A 17,994-nucleotide genomic window follows, 5' to 3' on the forward strand; every position below is an offset into this window, starting at 1 on the left:
TAACCTTAGCCATAGCCTAGAAAATAACATTTACAATTTTTTTTAGAACTAACTAGTACTGTTTCGCTCTTTGTAGCAACTTAGAAAATATCTTGAAGGCGATCGCGGAAGTAAAGACGATACAATTCACACAAAGGAGTGGTTTCATTTCCCTTTAACTTTACCAAACCTATACTTTCTAATTCATAAGCAGCGATCGGGTTTAAGATTACCGCCTCATCAGATTGAACTACCTGTTTATAAGCTGTAGCTAACTCAGGATGTTTTCCCAAAGCAGCTAAATGACTTCGTAAATGACCTCGATAGATTCCTGTATCGGTTGTAGCTTCTGCAATTAGTTTTTCTATATCGTTATTTTGAGTCACCAAATGGCAAAAAGCCAAATTGAGTAAATAAGGATGACCATCCACAATTTCTCTTAAAGACTTAAGTTGTTCTGGAAGTAAAGGAGGATTAATGCTATCTAAACCGTAGCGTTTGGCTAATTCTTGTACTTGTTCCCAATTAAAATCACTCAGCTTAAGAGCCAACCCAACGTTGAAGGATGATTGATTAAGATTAAGAAAAACACAAATTTCGGTAGAATAGGTAACAATCAGGCGAAATCTTTGCCATATAGGCACATTATTAGCCTCTTCGTGCCAAAAGCGTAATAAAGGCAGAAATTCCTGAGCAACTTGAGGATAGCGAAAAAGATGGTGAACTTCATCTAAAGCAACTACCAAAGGGCTATCTAGTTGACTTAAAATATATCCCTGTAGGTAGGTAGTACAGCTAACTTTAAAACCCAAATCCTCATCCCAGTAATCGTTGAGCCTGGATTCTACACCTAGCTGAAGGCTAATATTGGCACAAAACCAACGCAATAAACGTTCTAAATTGCTAATTACACTATCTTCTGCCTGTAAAAAATTTAATCTAACGGTATGATAACCACGAGACTGTGCCTGAGCTAGAATCCTCATCACCAGAGAAGTTTTTCCCATATGTTTGGCAGCTTTAATTCTAATTAAGGCTCCTGGTTTGACAATTTCTTCATAAGCTTGCTCCTCTATGGGAGGACGCTGAACATATAAGGCAGAATCTAAAGGAATAGGAGTTTGAGGTAGTTCTAAGGCTGTAATATATCCTTTGGTGCTGTCTTTCTCTTCTACTCTGCCAACTTGCTGTCGTAAAATTGAGCGAAAGTTATTTTTAGTAATCTTTTCTCCAAAAGAGTATGATAGAAGCTGCCAAAGTCTAGAACCAACTACTCTAATATAGTCAGGATCGTATCCTGAAGCATCAGCAATTTCTTGATAAGTTTTGCCAGACCAGCATTGAGTTAAAATAAGCTCCTGTACAGAGTTTAGCCTTTCAGGATTAATGCCATTATCGACCAAATGCAAAGCTTCTTCAATGGTTATCATATTATGTAGCTACTGTAGATAAAAAAGATATCTCTTAACTTAATTGTTACTTTTTTTTTGAAAATAACCAAATGCTAGATTGTCAATCTATTTCTTCAAACTAGCTTCTAACATTACTTACACTCAATGTCTACGAATTGAATTATTCGCTTTAGGCGCATATTAGTTAAAAAGGCTAGTCTGGGCAAGATTTTAGCAGTTGATTTAATGCTTTTGACTATAAATTACCTCGTAATTAGAAACAAGGTCTTTTTGTAACATAATCAAGTTGTTATTTGAGTTTTAATTTCAATGTTAATAAATAGATTAAGTTTGGCTAATGTTTAAATTTCTTGACTTAATCGACTTTAGAGCTTATTTATCAAAAGTTTTTACTTATTTATTGTTAATGGTTAACTTAGCTAAATTTTAGGAGGGGGAATAATACCTGGTTTGTATAGTAAAGCATCAATATTTTTCAAGGTTTGTAGGTCAGCCTTAGGAAACCGTGGAGAATTAGCAATATTGGATTCTAAAAAAGAAAATGCTTGGCGAAATTCTTGGGGAGTTGTGCTAATAGGTGCATCAAAGTGACAGGGAATAATTTGGGTAAAATTCCAAAGCGCGATCGCATCTGCCCAGGCTAAAGTTTCTTTAGGAGCGCGATTAAGAATTAGCGTCTGTAAAATCGGCGCAACTAGCAAACGTCCATCGCTACGTAAAGTATAAAATGCTTCCTCCCAGTTGACCTGCCATTGAAAAGGATACAGCCCCCAGTATGCTTGTGTCGACTTATTTGGCGATCGCACCGCATCAGTAACTGTTTTGCCTATACTGGGTATGTCTAGGACGCTAGAGCGAAAATACATGGCAAATAAACAGATTCTATGCCAACCTCGAAGACGATTGCCTTGAGTATCGGATATTGCTTCAATTGCACTGTCTCTGGCGTGAAACAGCAAAGGATAAAGATCCTGCTCAACAATTTCAGGAGGCTTTGCGGGGATAGAAACAATCGAGTCTGTGACTAAAAGAGTCTGCGATCGCTTGTGTAAAAAAGCAACTTCGGCAAATTGACCCAACCTTAAATCAATATCTCCTAAAATCGCGTAATCAAATTCATCACTAAAAGGAGTTTGGCTACTGTCTTGGGGCAATACCTTAGTCCGTTTACCAGGAAAACCCAGCCAGCTTAAGGGCAAATCGACAGGAAAACTCCATTGCTTAGGAGCAACATATACCGTCGCCTGGGGAAACTTACGGGCAAAAGGACCAACAACGTATTTATGTTCTAAACCTGAAATGGTCGGCAAAATAATATATTTGACATCTCCATGGTGTGCCACCAATTCTTGGACTAAACGAATACATTCAGGGGTAGGTGCAACAGGTGCGTATACTAATAGTCCGCCAGATTTTAGCTTAATGATGGTCATCCGAATGGGGACAACAACATAAAAAATGCCCTGGAGTTGGTCAAAAGTCCAAATAGTATCTTTGAGTATTTCTTTGCGGATAGTGCGCCGTTTGCTGTAAGGATAAATTGGTACGGTCGCCCAAAATCGCCAACGATGATCCTGAGAATTTTTTGGTTGACGAGGCAACTTTTGGCTTACTGTAATTTCGTCTTCTTTGTACATTTCATTTAATTTTCTCTCTTCACCTAATTTACTTTATGTTCTTCAGGAAAACCCTTAATTTTGATCTTTCTACCTTGAGCTAATTCTTTGTCGCTCCACTTCAAACTGTCTACTCTTTGATCTGAATTAACACCAGCAGATTCACTTGACGGTTATTTTTAAGAGGACAGTAGTATTGTTTATTTAGTGTTGTATAACTTAACTTCGCGAAGACTAAGAGTGCGGGCTAATTTTTGTTCAAAAACGGGAATACTAAGAATAAAATCAGTCCATAAGTTTTTGCTAAATGAACACAACTAAAAATTAGATTAGATTATCAATCTTTAACTTGCTTTAAAACTTGGCAAAAAAAAAGTATGAGTGATGTTTTAAGTAAACTTCTTTTTCCCAAATCTTACATACCACATGGTCACTGTTATTTGTGGCAAACCCCTTTAGTCGCGCTGCATGTAGTCAGCGACTTGCTAATTGCGCTCGCCTATTTTTCCATTCCCATCATGCTACTTTACTTTGTCTTCAAACGTAGTGATGTGCCTTTTCAAAGCTTTTTCATAATGTTTGGCGGGTTTATCGTTCTCTGCGGTACTGGGCATTTATTAGAAATTTGGACGCTGTGGCATCCTGCTTATTGGTTATCGGGAACCGAACAGGCATTTACCGCTCTAATCTCTTGCTACACGGCTGTAGAAATGGCAACTTTACTACCCCGTTTTTTATCCCTAAAAACCCCCGAACAACTAGAGCTGATTAATCAAGAATTGCAAAAAGAAATCGTCGAACGCCAAAAAGTAGAAGCCAAACTGCGTTTGGTTAATGAAAAATTGGAAATTAGAGTACAAAAACGCACTAACGAGCTACAACAGTCAATCGAAAGTAAGCAAGCGGTTAGCAGAATTGTCCAGCGCATGAGACAGACTCTGGATTTAAAAGTAATCTTCTCTGATACTACTGAAGAATTAAGACAGTCAATTAACTGCGATCGCGTCTTAATTTATCAATTTAACCCTGATTGGAGCGGTCAACTAGTGGCAGAATCGGTTGCCAAAGGATGGTCTAAGCTAGTTTCTCAAGTTGATAATCAAGCAGTAACTCAAATAGCCATTGAGCGAGACGACTGCGCGATCAAAATAATTCAAGATACATATTTGCAAGAATCTCAAAGCAACATTTTTAATCAGAAAAACAGCTATCGTGCCGTTGCTGACGTTTACGAAGCTAACTTTGACGAATGCTACCTAAAATTATTAGAAGAAGTACAAGCGCAAGCTTACGTAGTTGTACCAATTTTTTGCAACGATCATCTTTGGGGATTACTATTTGCCTATCAGCTTTCTACTCCCCGTCAATGGCAGTCAGGAATCATTCAAATTATGATTCAGGTGGGCAATCAACTAGGTGTAGCTGTACAGCAAGCAGAATTATTAGCACGGACTCAACAACAAGCACAGGAATTAAACTTAGCCAAAAATGAAGCAGAAAGAGCTAACCGAGCTAAAAGTGAATTTTTGGCAAACATGAGTCACGAACTCAGGACTCCCCTAAATGCCATTCTCGGCTATGCCCAAATCTTGCAAAGGTCTAAGCAACTTGCTCTGGAGCATCAATCATATATTAATATCATCGATTCTAGTGGCGAACATCTGTTGAGTCTGATTAATGATGTTTTAGAGATGTCCAAAATTGAAGCAGGGTATACTTTTTTCAACGAAACCAGTTTCGATTTATATAACTTGTTTACCGAGCTTGAAGATTTACTAAAACTCAAAGCACAAATTAAACAAATAGAATTATTGATTGAGTATGACAACGATGTTCCTCAATGTATCAAAAGCGATCGCCAAAAGCTCCGTCAGGTATTAATCAATATCCTGGGTAACGCGATTAAGTTCACCGAACAAGGCTCGGTTCAATTAAGGATATGGATCGAAGCAGAAACAATTTACTTTAGCGTTGAAGATACAGGGGTAGGAATTAGTCCCGAAGCAATAGAGCGTATATTTGTCGCCTTTGGACAAGCAGAAGCAGGATGGCAAACACCTGAAGGCACGGGATTAGGATTATCGATTAGTCGCGAGTTTATTCGATTAATGGGGGGCGAAATTACCGTGAGCAGTCAACTTGGGCAGGGAACAGCTTTTACTTTTACGATCCCTTTAATTACAGCACCAATATTATCGGAAAAATCATCAACATTTTCTGGTACGCCAATTGCGATCGCTGACGAGCAACCATTTCGGATTTTAGTAGTAGATGATAAAGTCAGCAATCGCGAGTTGATGGTTAAAATTATGAGTTCTGTTGGCTTTCAGGTTCGAGAAGCAACCAATGGTTCAGAAGCGATCGCAATTTGGGAAAGTTGGTCACCTCATTTGATCTGGATGGATATGCAAATGCCCGTTATGAATGGCTACGAAGCAACTAAACATATCAAGAAATCCTTACGGGGACAGGCAACGGTAATTATTGCCCTAACCGCTAGTGTCTTTGAAGAAGAACGTCGGAAAATTTTAGCATTTGGCTGCGATGACTTTGTGCGTAAGCCCTTTCGCATCCAGGAATTATTTGTCAAAATGGCTCAATATTTGGGAGTGGAATATATCTACCAAGAAGAAGAGCAGACCAAAAAATCAGCCCAAAACCACTCAACAGATTTTATCCTTAACAAGGAAAGCCTCCAAGTCATGTCTCCTAAATGGATTGATGAAGTTTGTCAGCGGGCTTCTGAAGGAGATGATTTACGTTTATTAGAACTGATCGAGCAAATTCCCACAGAACAAGAACAGCTAGCTACCATTTTAACTACTTTAATTGAAAGCTTTAAATTCGATGATATTATCAATTTAATTGCAATTACTGATATCTAAAGCTCAAATTATTCAATAGACTTCTTGTATGAATCGAGTGAAAATAAGAAAAATTAAGGTAATGATGCGATCGCGAACAAAAACATGACCTACGAACAAATCAAAAATTTGAGAGACAAAGGGCTTGCACGCATGTAAAGATTTAAGCATTTATGTGGGAGCAAATCACAAATATTTGAGGAGATGGTGAGTATCTTAGAGCAATAGTTACCCGCATCAGTTAAAAACCAATGAATGATCGCAATTTAAATACCAAATCAGCAATTAATCAAGATTTAGTATTAGAAGCCTTTTTACTGCAAGATATCTTAATTGTCGATGATACTTTAGAAAATTTGCGCTTACTTTCCAATATGCTTACCGAGCAGGGTTATAAGGTGCGTAAAGCAGTTAACGGGCAAATGACTTTAAAAATAGTACAAACTCTGCCACCAGATTTAATTCTGTTAGATATTATGATGCCCGACATGAATGGTTATGAAGTCTGCCAAAAACTCAAGGAAAATCCTGCAACCGCTGCTATTCCAATTATTTTTCTTAGTGCTTTAGGTGATGTCCTGGACAAAGTTAGAGCCTTTACAGTGGGAGGAGCAGACTATATTAGCAAACCGTTTCAGATTGAAGAAGTGCTGGTACGGGTGCAAAATCAATTGGCTTTAAAAGCAGCGCAACAAGAAATTCATCAATTAAACTCCCAGTTAGAAACTAGGGTCGCTGAACGCACTCAACAACTAGCAACTGCTAACGAAAGACTGCGAGAAATGGCGATCTATGATGGTCTAACAGGATCGATCAATCGCTCCGAGTTTATGGAGCAATTAGAAAAATCTCTCTATCGTGCCAAAATAGATTCTGCTTACCAGTTTGCCGTGTTGTTTCTCGATTGCGATCGCTTTAAAATCGTCAACGATTCTCTCGGTCATTTGGTAGGGGATGAACTTTTAAAAAAAGTTGCCGAACGTTTGCGCGCTATTGTCCGAGGAAAGGACATTTTAGCACGTTTGGGTGGAGATGAATTTGCTGTTCTTTTAGCTGCTATGGACAATATCGAGAAAGCGATCGAGGTAGCAGAACGCATTATAGATATTTTAAAACAGCAATTTTGTTGTAATGGTTATGAGATTTTTATTAATGTCAGCATTGGAATTGTCTTGAGCAACCCCGACTACGAACAACCAGAACATATTTTAAGAGATGCAGATACCGCCATGTATCGCGCTAAAAATTTAGGTAGGGGACAATATCAGATTTTTACTCCCACAATGTATCAAGCTGCTCATCAGTTGTTAAAGCTGGAAACAGATTTACATCGAGCCGTTCAACAACAGGAGTTTGTAGTTTACTATCAACCAATTGTCGATTTAAGTACGGAAAAAATTTCTGGTTTTGAAGCTTTGGTACGCTGGTTACATCCCCAACACGGATTAATTCCTCCCAATTCATTTCTTCCCGTCGCTGAAGAAACTGGTTTAATCTGTTCGATTGGTAACTCAGTCATGCAGCAAGCCTGTTATCAGCTTGCTCAGTGGCAACAGCAAGGATTTACTGACCTCAAAATTTATCTTAATTTGGCAGCGCAACAGCTAAATCAAGCTACTCTGGTTGAGGAAATCGATCACATCTTAGCCAAAACTCAAATACATCCCACATCGATCAAATTGGAAATTACCGAAAGTTCGATGATGCAAAACTTACAATTGACCAAAATTTTACTCCAACAATTACGAGAGCGGGGAATACAATTTAGTATTGATGATTTTGGCACGGGTTACTCTTCTTTAAGCCAACTACAAACCTTCCCTGTCAATACACTAAAAATAGATCGGTGTTTTATTCAAAACCTTGATGGAACGAAAAGTAATCTAGGTTTAGTTCCCGTAATTCTCAGTATTGCCCAAGTAATGAATTTAGATGTAGTAGCTGAAGGTATTGAAACTAAAGAACAATCTACTCAACTTCGAGAATTAGGTTGCCATTTTGGACAAGGATTTCTGTTTTCCAAACCTCTAACTGCTGAGGATGCGGGTGTTCTGCTGCTGGCTGCCTGACACATCTCATTAACTTTTACTGAGAATGACATTTAATTTCTTGAATACGGCTAAACCAAATAGCATCGTAGTAGTGTTCTTTCGCTTTTCGAGAAGCAAAGCAAGGTTGAACATCTTAAGAAAATAAAGTGGAAGGAAAGAGTAAAGTACGACCTTCTTTTTAGCTACTTCGTCTGGCAAAAATGAATTTTCTTACCATTGACACTCGTACAATTAACTTTAGACTCCTATTTTGTCATCTAAACAGTTAAATAGTCGGCTAAAGTTTGATTTTTAAGCTTTAAACAACGAATTGAATTTCTGGTAATAATGGATCTTTGACAATGCCAAAACCAGAATAGCCCCAACGTTGCCTTAATCCTTTAAGCTGAGTTGGAGATGCTGTTTCTACGGCAAGGTAATCCTTGTATTCTTGACCATGGGAGTTTATATAGCTAAGTGCGTCATAGTCTCGATTAAAAACTAGCAGATAGCTAACCTCCGTTCCATTTTGGTCTGGTAAACGAGCGACCAAATATTTACCATCTTTTTTTGAACGAATTAAATAATTTACTTGTAATAACATTCTCACTACTCGCTACAATAGCCCTCTCAAATAAAAACTAGGTAAATAAGTAAGAGCCAAAACAATTCACCTCTGACCTTTTACTTCTTACTTCAAGTCTGCCAGTTTTATTTTGGGATCTACGGCTTTTAAAAGTAAGTCTGCTAATAAATTACCAATAATTAACATAGCTGCTCCCATCATTAAACTCGCCATTACTAAATACTTATCTTGAGCCTGAACCGCCTGTAAAGTCAAGCGACCTAAACCAGGCCAGTTGAAGAAAAACTCGGCAATAAATGAACCACTCAGTAAACTGGCAAATTCAAAGCCAATGAGGGTAATTAGAGGGTTAATGGCGTTTCGCAGCGCATGAACATAAATAACCTTATTTTCTGGCAAACCTTTAGCGCGAGCCGTCTGAATATAGTCCTGTCGCAGCACGTCTAATAGCTGTCCTCTGGTTAAACGCTGTAGTCCAGCAAAACTAGTGATGCTCAAGGCAATAGTAGGTAAGATCATGTGCCAGCCAATATCGAGAATCTTGCCTACAAAAGATAGTTGGTCATGATTGATACTGGTCATGCCGCCTACGGGAAATAAAGGAGACAAAAACTGAGCAATAATCAAAAATATTAGGGCTGTGATAAAGCTAGGAAACCCTTGCCCAAAGTAACTTAATACCCGTAGCACCTTGTCGATCGCCGTATTTTGCTTGACCGCACTCAAAATTCCTAAAGGAATGGCGATCGCCCAGGTGACAATAATTGATGCCACGGCTAATAAAAGAGTGGCAGGTATACGTTCAAATAATAAAGATTTAACCGAACGAAAATAGACAAAGCTTTCACCAAAATCAAACTGAGTAACCACCCGCCACAGCCAACGACCATACTGAACTATGGCTGGCTTGTCTAACCCAAACTGCCGAGTAAGTTCAGCAATACGCTCTTGAGTAATTTGGGGATCTTGCTTGAGAATATCTAAATAGTCTCCTGGTGCTAACTCTGTAATTGCAAAGCAGAGAGCAGAAGCCAGAAGTAAAGTTAACACTGCTTGCAGCAGCCTTTTAAGTATATATAGGCTGGTTTCGCTATAGATAAAATTTTGGAATAAAGCTAATGGCGATCGCCTAGAGACATTATTACTTTGAGCCATAGATTTTTAATTAACTCATCAATGCAACAATAGCTGGTTAGCAACTAAGCTAAATAGGCTGCAATCCAAAATAAGCTGTCAACTAAAATGGTGCTTAAAACTGCTCCAGCAAATGCCCACCAGTGTAGCTCCATTTTCTTTAGAGACCACCAACTAACTGCCAGAAGGATGTTAACCAGCACTATTGCCCAACTGATTCCCCAGGGGGTTTGCACCTGAGTTAAGGCAGCCTTAAATATGGGTGAAGCTAAAGCTGGATCTAAATCTACGGTCATTAGCTCGCGCCAGTAAGGAATGACGTTAACCAGATAAAAATACAGGTCAGTGATAGCTGTACCTAACAAAGAGCCTAGATAGAAAAAATTACCAATTTTTCCCCAGCCTCGCCAAACACACCACAGAGCAAAAGGCAAACCAATAGCTTCAACAGGAAGATGAATTAATGGCTCAGACCGAAGCCAACCCCAATAAATTGACCCGGCTAACCAACTCCAGCTAAAGCCAAGAATAATATCCCCCCACCAGCGACTTTGGGGACGCTGATAGAGAAACCAACCTAACCCAACCCAGAAAAAAGTTAGCAGTAAACTAATTTCAGGAAATAGTCTCACAATTGGAGCTTGAAAAAAAACTGGTACTGAAACTAAAAACGAAGCGGTAAAAAATACTCGCCATGCTCTACGCTCTTGGTTGTGTTGAAGAGTTAAGCCGAGAATATTAGATGAGTTTAAGGAGGAGCGATCTGAACTAGAGGATGTCACAAGTAAAAAAATAAGTTGCTGGAGTGGACTATTTCTGGTTTTTGTTAAGTATCTTTACTTTTATTAAAATAACACAGTTCTTAATAAAAATGCTGGGGGGGGGGATTAAATTTGAACAAATTGAAGCTTGAATATAATGTTAGTATTGACGTCAGAAACTAATGTCAACCATTGGGATGAGCAAGGTAATCTAAGTAACTTTGCTCTCGATTTCTAAATTATTCAACACAGGAAGCAAGAGAAATGTCGATTTATGTCGGTAATCTTAATTATGAGGTTACACCAGAAGACTTACAGTCAGTTTTTGGCGAATATGGCTCTGTTAAGCGTGTCCATCTTCCCTCTGATCGCGAAACAGGTCGCAAACGAGGTTTTGGCTTTGTAGAGATGGAGACAGACGCTCAAGAAACAGCAGCTATTAACACTCTTGATGGGGCAGAATGGATGGGGCGTACTTTAAAGGTGAATAAGGCTAGACCTAGAGAATCTAGCGGGAATGATGGTGGTACTCGCAGATTTTCCAATTAAAGTTTTGGGCTTTTTTGTGTCTATGTAGCTAGATATAGAAAATCCTCAAATAACCAGCAATAAATACGGCGATGCTTAACGGCTAGTTAGGCGATCGCGAAGCTAGTCAAGCGCAAAGTTCCGTTGCGCGGGTTTCTCGCGTTGAGAAAACTTTGTAAAAAGACATCGCTCTTTTTTATTTTCTAGAGCATTACTCTTAGTTTTTCTTGGCATTTTTGCCTTAAATTAATTATTGAGCCGTTCAGCTTTAACCACGATTAGAAGCATCATGACGGCAATAATCGAGATTTTGAATTACAGACTTTCCTCTGTCTATAGCAATTTGCAACGTAGCATAAATTCCTTCAAAATTAATAATTGTTCGATCTTGCTCAATGATACTCAATTGATATGAATTTCCTGAACAATGACAGACAATCAAACTATAGCCATTAATACCCAATAACGCTTGAATTTTCATGACAATTATAGATATACTTTCACAGTTATACTTCCTAACTAATCGTCTTTTATAACTCTATTTTGTTATTTGTTCAACTTAAATTTATTAAATTAGCTTTTTACATTAATTAAGAAGTGTTATAAAATTACGCTGCTTAAGATGGCACTGACCGCGGAAGGCGGTCAGAGAGTTAGTTCAATTTTAATTTGCTATTCGCCGTTTTGAATTATGGGTTAGGCAACTGTTTTTGGCACAACAATAAGCCAAACCATTGTTGCTCATCAGTGTATGTTTGAATCAGATTTAAATTTTGTCCCTCAGCCTCTTTATCAGAAATATTACCTAGATACTGCTTCATTTGTTCTAGATTAAATTTACGGGATATCTCTGTTAAGATCTTTTCTCCTTTGTTTACTTTTAGAGTGAGATTGAGATCTTTTAAACTTATCAATTGATCTTGTTGAGCGATCAAATACATTTCAATTTGATGTTCATTTGAATTATATATAGCCTGATGTCTGAATAAATCCAGGTTAAAATTTCCTTGAAAGCGATGATTGAGATGTTGCAGCATATTGAGATTAAACGCTGCTGTAACTCCTTGAGAATCATTATATGCTGCTTCTAAAATTTTCTTAGGTTTTTGTAAGTCTATACCTAGTAAAAAATAGTCACCTGGATTTAAAACTGCGGTAACTTGGTTTATAAAGCGATCGCATTCTGAGTCCTTAAAATTGCCAATACTACTGCCCAAAAAGATAATTGTTCGTCTGCCTAACACATAAGAACTCATTTGTTCTAATGCTCGATCATAGGTGGCAACTTTTCCCTGTATTTTTAATTGAGGATAATCAGCTAATAATTTATAAGCACTATCTTTCAAGATGGTATCACTAACGTCAACAGGGCTGTAATATAAGGGAGTATGTAAATCTTGATAAGCGTCTAATAAATAGCGAGTTTTAGTTGAGCTACCGCTACCTAACTCAATCAATTCAATAGCTTTTGTTTGCTCAACAATTTCAGCAGCATACTGTTTTAAAATACTGGCTTCGGTACGGGTAGGATAATATTCTGGTAGCTGGCAAATTTGCTCAAACAATTGAGAGCCTTGGCTATCATAAAAATAACGAACAGGAATAGATTTGGGTGTATTTTGCAAGCCAGAAATTAAATCTTGAATATCGTTTTTTTCTGCTGTTTTTGCATCTAGTAGATAATCAATTTTTAATCTATCTTCAATAGAATTTGACTCGTGATTGGTCGAAGGGTAAACAGTTGACATTAATTTTCTAAAATTTAATAAATTCTGGAATTTGAGCGATAGTTTGACAATACAAATGAACTAATACTCAAATTTATTTATACGCTGTAACTTGAAAGAATTACCCTATCTTTAATAAGATAAACTTCTTAGACTATACACAATAAAGAGTAAAAAACAAGCATGGATGTCAAAGCAGCTATAGCTTTTGGTGCAAATAAACCTCTAAGTATTGAAACTGTTCAGTTAGAAGCACCCCAAAAAGGTGAAGTTTTAATCGAAATCAAAGCAACGGGCGTTTGTCATACAGATGCTTACACTCTAGGGGGTGCAGATCCCGAAGGTTTGTTCCCTACTATTCTAGGACACGAGGGGGGGGGGATTGTAGCAGAAGTTGGAGAAGGAGTTACTAGTGTTAAACCTGGAGATAAGGTGATTCCCCTTTACACCCCAGAATGTCGGCAATGTGAATATTGTCTCAGCCAAAAAACAAATTTGTGTCAGGCGATCCGCTCGACTCAAGGAAAAGGAGTTATGCCCAATGGTACAAGTAGATTTTCTTTTAACGGCGAAAAACTTTATCACTACATGGGTACATCTACCTTTGCTAATTATACTGTGTTGCCAGAAATCGCCGTAGCTAAAATTCGCGATGATGCTCCTTTAGATAAAGTGTGTTTGATTGGCTGCGGGGTAACTACAGGGTTGGGTGCGGTGATCAATACGGCTAAAGTTGAACCTGGATCTAATGTAGTGGTGTTTGGCTTAGGTGGTATTGGCTTGAGCGTCATTCAAGGCGCAAAAATGGTAGGTGCAAGTAAAATCATTGGCGTGGATATTAACCCTGATAAACAATCTCTGGCAGAGCTTTATGGTATGACTGATTTTGTCAACCCTAAAGAGATTGAGGGAGATTTGGTCGCTCACTTGGTAGAATTGACGGGTGGCGGCGCAGACTACAGCTTTGAGTGTATTGGCAATGTCAAAGTTATGCGACAGGCTCTTGAATGCTGTCATAAAGGCTGGGGAGTTTCTACCGTAATTGGTGTTGCGAGTGCGGGAGAAGAAATCAGTACTCGTCCTTTTCAATTAGTTACAGGAAGAGTCTGGCAAGGCTCTGCTTTTGGTGGTGCAAGAGGACGTACAGATGTTCCTAAAATTGTTGATTGGTACATGGAAGGAAAGATCAATATCGATGATCTTATTACTCATACTATGCCTATTGAGCAAATTAATGAAGCCTTTGATTTGATGCACCAAGGAAAATCGATCCGCAGTGTAGTTACGTTTTAAATTGTGCCTGATAAATTTTGTTGAGGGTGAATCATCAATAAAAAGAGCTTGATATTTACAGCCTTTAAAATATCAAACCCAAAAAATAATTAGCATTTTCAGACAATAGTTATCTAGTTTAAATTAGGTGACTATTGTTTTGTAAACGATGCCAAAGGAGCTTGGCTTTTTGATTCCATAAATTGATAGTATTTATGACCTATAGCACTAAATACTATAAACATAAAGATAGCCGAGAATATAGTGGCACGCTCAAACATAGTCTCAAACAATTTGTTTAGCAATATCAGTCGTTATATTTAACTATCAGCTATTTTCTATAGTTTGCCATTAGTCTTTTTACATAACTTTTTTAGCTGCTATTTTAGTTATTCTCGGTATTTATATGTATTAATAGTTATTTTCTCGTAATTATATTTATCATGATAATTAATTTAATTGTTTTTAAATTAAACGCTTAAAAAACATGATTTGATATATAAAAAATGAAACACGATTTATTGAAGCAATTAAAAAAGTACACTGAATCTCAATGGATACAACAGTATTTAATAGAATCAAACGGTAATATTTATATCAATAACAAAAAGAATATCGGTAGAAATTTATATCAGTTAACCGAGGCTAGATTAGCGGAAATATCGTCTTTATTAATTGAGCCAAAAAAGTTAAAAATATTTATTGTTGAAACTGAGCCAATCAAGTTTTTGGCTGCTTTTTTAGCAGGTGTAATTGCCGAGGTGGATATATTTCTCTGCGATCCTGCTTGGCAGCAGCAGGAATGGCAACAGGTATTAAGTTTAGTTAGTCCTGACTTAATATTTAGCGATCGCCATACGCATGATTTAATTGTTCAAGTGACAGCTAAGGTACAAAATTTAGCAGCTCAAAAATCTGATTTCCCTAAGCAGCCTTTAATTATGATTCCGACTGGAGGAACATCTGGTAAAGTTCGTTTTGCTATGCACACATGGTCAACTTTAACAGCTTCGGTAAATGCGTTTCAAAATTATTTTAACTGTCAAGAAATAAATTCTTTCTGTACTTTACCTCTATATCATGTCAGTGGTTTAATGCAGTTTATGCGCTCGTTTATTACTCAAGGAAAGTTATTGATATTTCCTTATAAAGCAGTTAAAACTCAACCAATTGCCGTAATTAATCAATCAGAATATTTCATTTCTTTAGTTGCAACTCAACTACAGTTTTTAATTGAATCTATTCCTGATTGGTTAAATCAGTTTAAAACAGTATTATTGGGTGGCGCACCAACCAGGCGATCGCTTTTAGAACAGGCTAGAATCTACAATATTCCAGTGGCACTCACCTACGGCATGACAGAAACCGCCTCTGGAATTGTAATCCTAAAGCCCGAAGACTTTCTAGCTGGAAATAACAGCAGCGGTCAAGTTTTACCCCACGCTCAAGTTACTATTGAACCTGAAAACAACCAGTCTTTTAATAATATTGGTTTGGTAAAAATAAACTGTGCTTCTCTTTGTTTGGGATACTATCCCCAGGTTTTCACTCAAGAGTTTATTACCGACGATCTAGGTTATTTTGATAGCAATAATTATTTATATCTAGTAGGCAGAAATAGCCAGAAAATTATTACGGGAGGAGAAAATGTTTTTCCCGCCGAAATTGAAGCTGTGATTTTGGCAACCAAATTAGTCAAAGATGTATGTGTGATTGGCATACAAGATCATCAATGGGGAGAGGTGGTGACGGCTATGTATATTCCCGTAAATTTAGATCATGACCTAAAGATAATTAAGCAGCAAGTCCAGTCACAATTGGCTAAATATAAACAACCTAAAAACTGGATTGCCGTTGATAGTTTATTCCGTAACGATAGAGGGAAAATTAACTATAAAAAAATAAAAGCGATCGCTGAATCAACGATTAATCAACAATAACCAATTTCACTTAAGCTATAAAGTAGCAACTAAGTAAGCTCTACAGCATTTTTCATGAATATTTGGCAGGCTGATTTTTATCATCTTCCGTCTCCAGCAGGACAAGATAGACAATGGGAATTAGTCATTTGCCAGTCTGGTATTGTTGTTTCAGATAGCTATAAAGAACAAATAATTCATACAGCACAATGTTTTTCAGCAGATGCCAATGCTGACTGGGTAGAAAAACAAATATTGCTAGCAGCAAACGGGAAGCTACCAGAAATAATTCAAATCTTTCGCCCTCAATCTCTTGGTCTAATAACTACTGCAAGCTCAAAGTTGGGTATCAAAGTAGAGGCTACTAGAAACACTGATGTTTTGAAACAAGTATTAACCCAGAGACATAAAAACATTCCCAACTATAATCCTCTAGCGTTAGATAAACCACCACCTCAAGCATTGCCTGAGAGTATTTGGGGAGATCAATGGCAAATAGCCAATATAGCTGCGGGACAAATAGTCGAGCTATTTGGCGATCGCCCTATCCCGATTCGTAGTTTACCAGAATCATTAACGCCAATCAATTTGGGGATTTCATCTAATATTCCTATCCCTGGCATAGTTGTTTATGGTGGCAGGAAATCAATGCAGCTTGCTCGTTGGATAGATCGACAAGTACCCGCTTTTGTCAACTACATTCCTACTGAAGTTGGTCAATCTGGAGGCTTTATTTTAGAAACTGGCTTAGTAGATCGTTGGATATTTAATACTTTTGAATCAGCACAGGCTGCATCCATTGCTAAAGCTTATGAACAAAAAAAGCTAGCTAGCAAAGGACTACATTTTTTACTGATTCAACCCGATGACTCTGGAATGACAACTACTGCTTTTTGGTTGTTACGTGAATATAGACAGCTATAAAAACCAAAATTAGCATTAGCTTTGAGAAAGACGCTTGACTGGCGCGCCTCCAAGTAGTTCGTCTGTTTCCATTAAAAGGTCAGGAATTTCTTGAGCATAGGGACTTGATGCTAAACAGGATTGCAAATTTACCTGCTTTACTCGATCTGCTTTTGCCCCAGGAAACCAATGACCCCCATTAGTAAGCAAATTATATCGCGCCTGACCATATTCAGTCATGTCGTAAGCCAAAGCCAAATTACGCAACCACAAAATTATCGGCAGATTAATATTGCCTGGAGTCTCTTCGTAACTAGGTAAACCAACCTGCCAATTATCTAGCCAATCTTTGCCCAATACGGCGATCGCTTCCTGTTCTAAACGCTCTAAAATAGGTGGTAATATTTCATCTGCCTTGTCAAGTAAAGGTAAAACTTTGAGGTGTTCATCAAAATCCTCTGGTTTTGCTGCACCCAAGCTTAGGGTATGCACTTGAGAATGGGATAGGCAAAACAAGTCATTAAAGACCATCGGGCTAAGAGGTTGGCACAATTCGACTAGCTTGGGCGGTGGGTTATAAAGATGCCCTCCCTTATCTGATGGGGAAATAATAAATACCCCCATATCTTGCCCTTGTGCTGCTTCTATGGCTGACCAATTCCATTGATTGATGTAATACCAGTGCAGATTAACATAGTCAAATTCACCAGTTTCAATCGCTTTAGTGATTATTTCTGTAGACCCGTGGGTAGAAAAGCCAATGTGTCTAACTTGACCTTCGGCCTTCAGTTTTTTGGCTTCGTCAAGACAGCCTCCAGGACGTACAGCTTGTTGAAATGTTTCTTCATTATTAATCCCGTGGATGCCCAAAAGATCTACATATTCCAATTGGCAAAAGTTAAGAGACTGCTGAAATTGACGACGAAATTCTAAAGGATCGCGATTTGGGGATACTTTGGTTTGAAAAATTAATTTTTCCCGTGAGAGCTGGGGTAGTATTTGACCCAACTGCATCTCAGAGCTACCATAACCCCTAGCCGTTTCTATATGATTAATCCCTAGCTCAAATGAACGCTGAATCGTCGCTTCAAGATTGCGCTGATTAGCTGCGGGTATTTGGGACTGGGGCAAATCTTGCCACTTATATTGATATCTCATGCCTCCACAGGAGAAAATGGGCATCTGTAACTCTGTACGACCAAATCGTCGATATTGCATAATCAAATCTTTATTCTTTTAACCTCTATCACTATTATTTTAGAT

The 17,994-nt window shown here is 37.9% G+C and carries 14 protein-coding genes; 6 read left to right on the forward strand and 8 right to left on the reverse strand.

Features of this window, described 5'->3' with window-relative positions:
* Positions 1 to 80: 80 nt before the first annotated feature.
* Entirely contained in the window at positions 81 to 1,409 is a 1,329-nt protein-coding gene (locus SLP02_RS21700; protein ID WP_319422801.1) for an AAA-like domain-containing protein, read from the reverse strand.
* 401 nt (positions 1,410 to 1,810) lie between these two features.
* Positions 1,811 to 3,028: a DUF4336 domain-containing protein gene (locus SLP02_RS21705; protein WP_319422802.1), complete on the reverse strand. Its 1,218-nt coding sequence runs from the start codon at positions 3,026 to 3,028 to the stop codon at positions 1,811 to 1,813.
* Between the two features lie 356 nt (positions 3,029 to 3,384).
* Here SLP02_RS21705 and SLP02_RS21710 point away from each other — a divergent pair, with 356 nt between their 5' ends.
* Positions 3,385 to 5,892 carry an ATP-binding protein gene (locus tag SLP02_RS21710; RefSeq protein ID WP_319422803.1) on the forward strand — a complete coding sequence of 836 codons (2,508 nt, stop codon included), beginning with the start codon at positions 3,385 to 3,387 and terminating at the stop codon, positions 5,890 to 5,892.
* A gap of 230 nt (positions 5,893 to 6,122) precedes the next feature.
* A complete protein-coding gene (locus SLP02_RS21715; protein ID WP_319422804.1) occupies positions 6,123 to 7,940 on the forward strand; it encodes a putative bifunctional diguanylate cyclase/phosphodiesterase in 1,818 nt (605 codons plus the stop codon).
* Positions 7,941 to 8,220: 280 nt separating this feature from the next.
* Here the strand turns inward: SLP02_RS21715 and SLP02_RS21720 are convergent, their stop codons facing one another.
* The 3 genes from SLP02_RS21720 to SLP02_RS21730 form a co-directional block, all read right to left on the reverse strand.
* Positions 8,221 to 8,505 carry a hypothetical protein gene (locus SLP02_RS21720; protein ID WP_319422805.1) on the reverse strand — a complete coding sequence of 95 codons (285 nt, stop codon included), beginning with the start codon at positions 8,503 to 8,505 and terminating at the stop codon, positions 8,221 to 8,223.
* An 87-nt stretch (positions 8,506 to 8,592) separates the two neighbouring features.
* Positions 8,593 to 9,642, reverse strand: coding sequence for an ABC transporter permease (locus SLP02_RS21725; RefSeq protein ID WP_319422806.1), 1,050 nt, complete (start codon positions 9,640 to 9,642; stop codon positions 8,593 to 8,595).
* Between the two features lie 44 nt (positions 9,643 to 9,686).
* Positions 9,687 to 10,358 carry a DUF3120 domain-containing protein gene (locus tag SLP02_RS21730; RefSeq protein ID WP_413467413.1) on the reverse strand — a complete coding sequence of 224 codons (672 nt, stop codon included), beginning with the start codon at positions 10,356 to 10,358 and terminating at the stop codon, positions 9,687 to 9,689.
* Between the two features lie 288 nt (positions 10,359 to 10,646).
* Here SLP02_RS21730 and SLP02_RS21735 point away from each other — a divergent pair, with 288 nt between their 5' ends.
* Positions 10,647 to 10,931 carry an RNA recognition motif domain-containing protein gene (locus SLP02_RS21735; protein WP_319422808.1) on the forward strand — a complete coding sequence of 95 codons (285 nt, stop codon included), beginning with the start codon at positions 10,647 to 10,649 and terminating at the stop codon, positions 10,929 to 10,931.
* A gap of 247 nt (positions 10,932 to 11,178) precedes the next feature.
* On the opposite strand, the gene SLP02_RS21740 is transcribed toward SLP02_RS21735, so the two are convergent.
* Positions 11,179 to 11,391: a hypothetical protein gene (locus SLP02_RS21740; protein WP_319422809.1), complete on the reverse strand. Its 213-nt coding sequence runs from the start codon at positions 11,389 to 11,391 to the stop codon at positions 11,179 to 11,181.
* 208 nt (positions 11,392 to 11,599) lie between these two features.
* Positions 11,600 to 12,658 (reverse strand): L-histidine N(alpha)-methyltransferase, encoded by a 1,059-nt coding sequence (gene egtD / locus SLP02_RS21745; protein WP_319422810.1) that lies wholly within the window; start codon positions 12,656 to 12,658, stop codon positions 11,600 to 11,602.
* Between the two features lie 162 nt (positions 12,659 to 12,820).
* Between egtD and SLP02_RS21750 the strand changes: the two genes are divergently transcribed.
* From SLP02_RS21750 to SLP02_RS21760, 3 genes are all read left to right on the forward strand, one after another.
* On the forward strand, positions 12,821 to 13,930 hold the full coding sequence (locus tag SLP02_RS21750) for an S-(hydroxymethyl)glutathione dehydrogenase/class III alcohol dehydrogenase (RefSeq protein ID WP_319422811.1): 1,110 nt from the start codon (positions 12,821 to 12,823) through the stop codon (positions 13,928 to 13,930).
* A 485-nt stretch (positions 13,931 to 14,415) separates the two neighbouring features.
* Positions 14,416 to 15,849: a 2-succinylbenzoate--CoA ligase gene (locus SLP02_RS21755; RefSeq protein WP_319422812.1), complete on the forward strand. Its 1,434-nt coding sequence runs from the start codon at positions 14,416 to 14,418 to the stop codon at positions 15,847 to 15,849.
* A gap of 54 nt (positions 15,850 to 15,903) precedes the next feature.
* Complete coding sequence (locus SLP02_RS21760) at positions 15,904 to 16,752, forward strand: Tab2/Atab2 family RNA-binding protein (RefSeq protein ID WP_319422813.1); 849 nt, start codon at positions 15,904 to 15,906, stop codon at positions 16,750 to 16,752.
* Between the two features lie 15 nt (positions 16,753 to 16,767).
* Here the strand turns inward: SLP02_RS21760 and SLP02_RS21765 are convergent, their stop codons facing one another.
* Positions 16,768 to 17,949, reverse strand: coding sequence for an aldo/keto reductase (locus SLP02_RS21765; RefSeq protein WP_319422814.1), 1,182 nt, complete (start codon positions 17,947 to 17,949; stop codon positions 16,768 to 16,770).
* Positions 17,950 to 17,994 lie beyond the last annotated feature (45 nt).

The sequence above is a fragment of the Pleurocapsa sp. FMAR1 genome, from assembly GCF_963665995.1.
In the GTDB taxonomy this organism is placed as follows: Bacteria; Cyanobacteriota; Cyanobacteriia; order Cyanobacteriales; family Xenococcaceae; genus Waterburya.

Bases quoted from the DNA above. Each gene is read 5' to 3' on its own strand.
- SLP02_RS21700 (WP_319422801.1), bottom strand. From the start codon at position 1,409: ATGATAACCATTGAAGAAGCTTTGCATTTGGTCGATAATGGCATTAAT.
- SLP02_RS21705 (WP_319422802.1), bottom strand. From the start codon at position 3,028: ATGTACAAAGAAGACGAAATTACAGTAAGCCAAAAGTTGCCTCGTCAA.
- SLP02_RS21710 (WP_319422803.1), top strand. From the start codon at position 3,385: ATGAGTGATGTTTTAAGTAAACTTCTTTTTCCCAAATCTTACATACCA.
- SLP02_RS21715 (WP_319422804.1), top strand. From the start codon at position 6,123: ATGAATGATCGCAATTTAAATACCAAATCAGCAATTAATCAAGATTTA.
- SLP02_RS21720 (WP_319422805.1), bottom strand. From the start codon at position 8,505: ATGTTATTACAAGTAAATTATTTAATTCGTTCAAAAAAAGATGGTAAA.
- SLP02_RS21725 (WP_319422806.1), bottom strand. From the start codon at position 9,642: ATGGCTCAAAGTAATAATGTCTCTAGGCGATCGCCATTAGCTTTATTC.
- SLP02_RS21735 (WP_319422808.1), top strand. From the start codon at position 10,647: ATGTCGATTTATGTCGGTAATCTTAATTATGAGGTTACACCAGAAGAC.
- SLP02_RS21740 (WP_319422809.1), bottom strand. From the start codon at position 11,391: ATGAAAATTCAAGCGTTATTGGGTATTAATGGCTATAGTTTGATTGTC.
- egtD (WP_319422810.1), bottom strand. From the start codon at position 12,658: ATGTCAACTGTTTACCCTTCGACCAATCACGAGTCAAATTCTATTGAA.
- SLP02_RS21750 (WP_319422811.1), top strand. From the start codon at position 12,821: ATGGATGTCAAAGCAGCTATAGCTTTTGGTGCAAATAAACCTCTAAGT.
- SLP02_RS21755 (WP_319422812.1), top strand. From the start codon at position 14,416: ATGAAACACGATTTATTGAAGCAATTAAAAAAGTACACTGAATCTCAA.
- SLP02_RS21760 (WP_319422813.1), top strand. From the start codon at position 15,904: ATGAATATTTGGCAGGCTGATTTTTATCATCTTCCGTCTCCAGCAGGA.
- SLP02_RS21765 (WP_319422814.1), bottom strand. From the start codon at position 17,949: ATGCAATATCGACGATTTGGTCGTACAGAGTTACAGATGCCCATTTTC.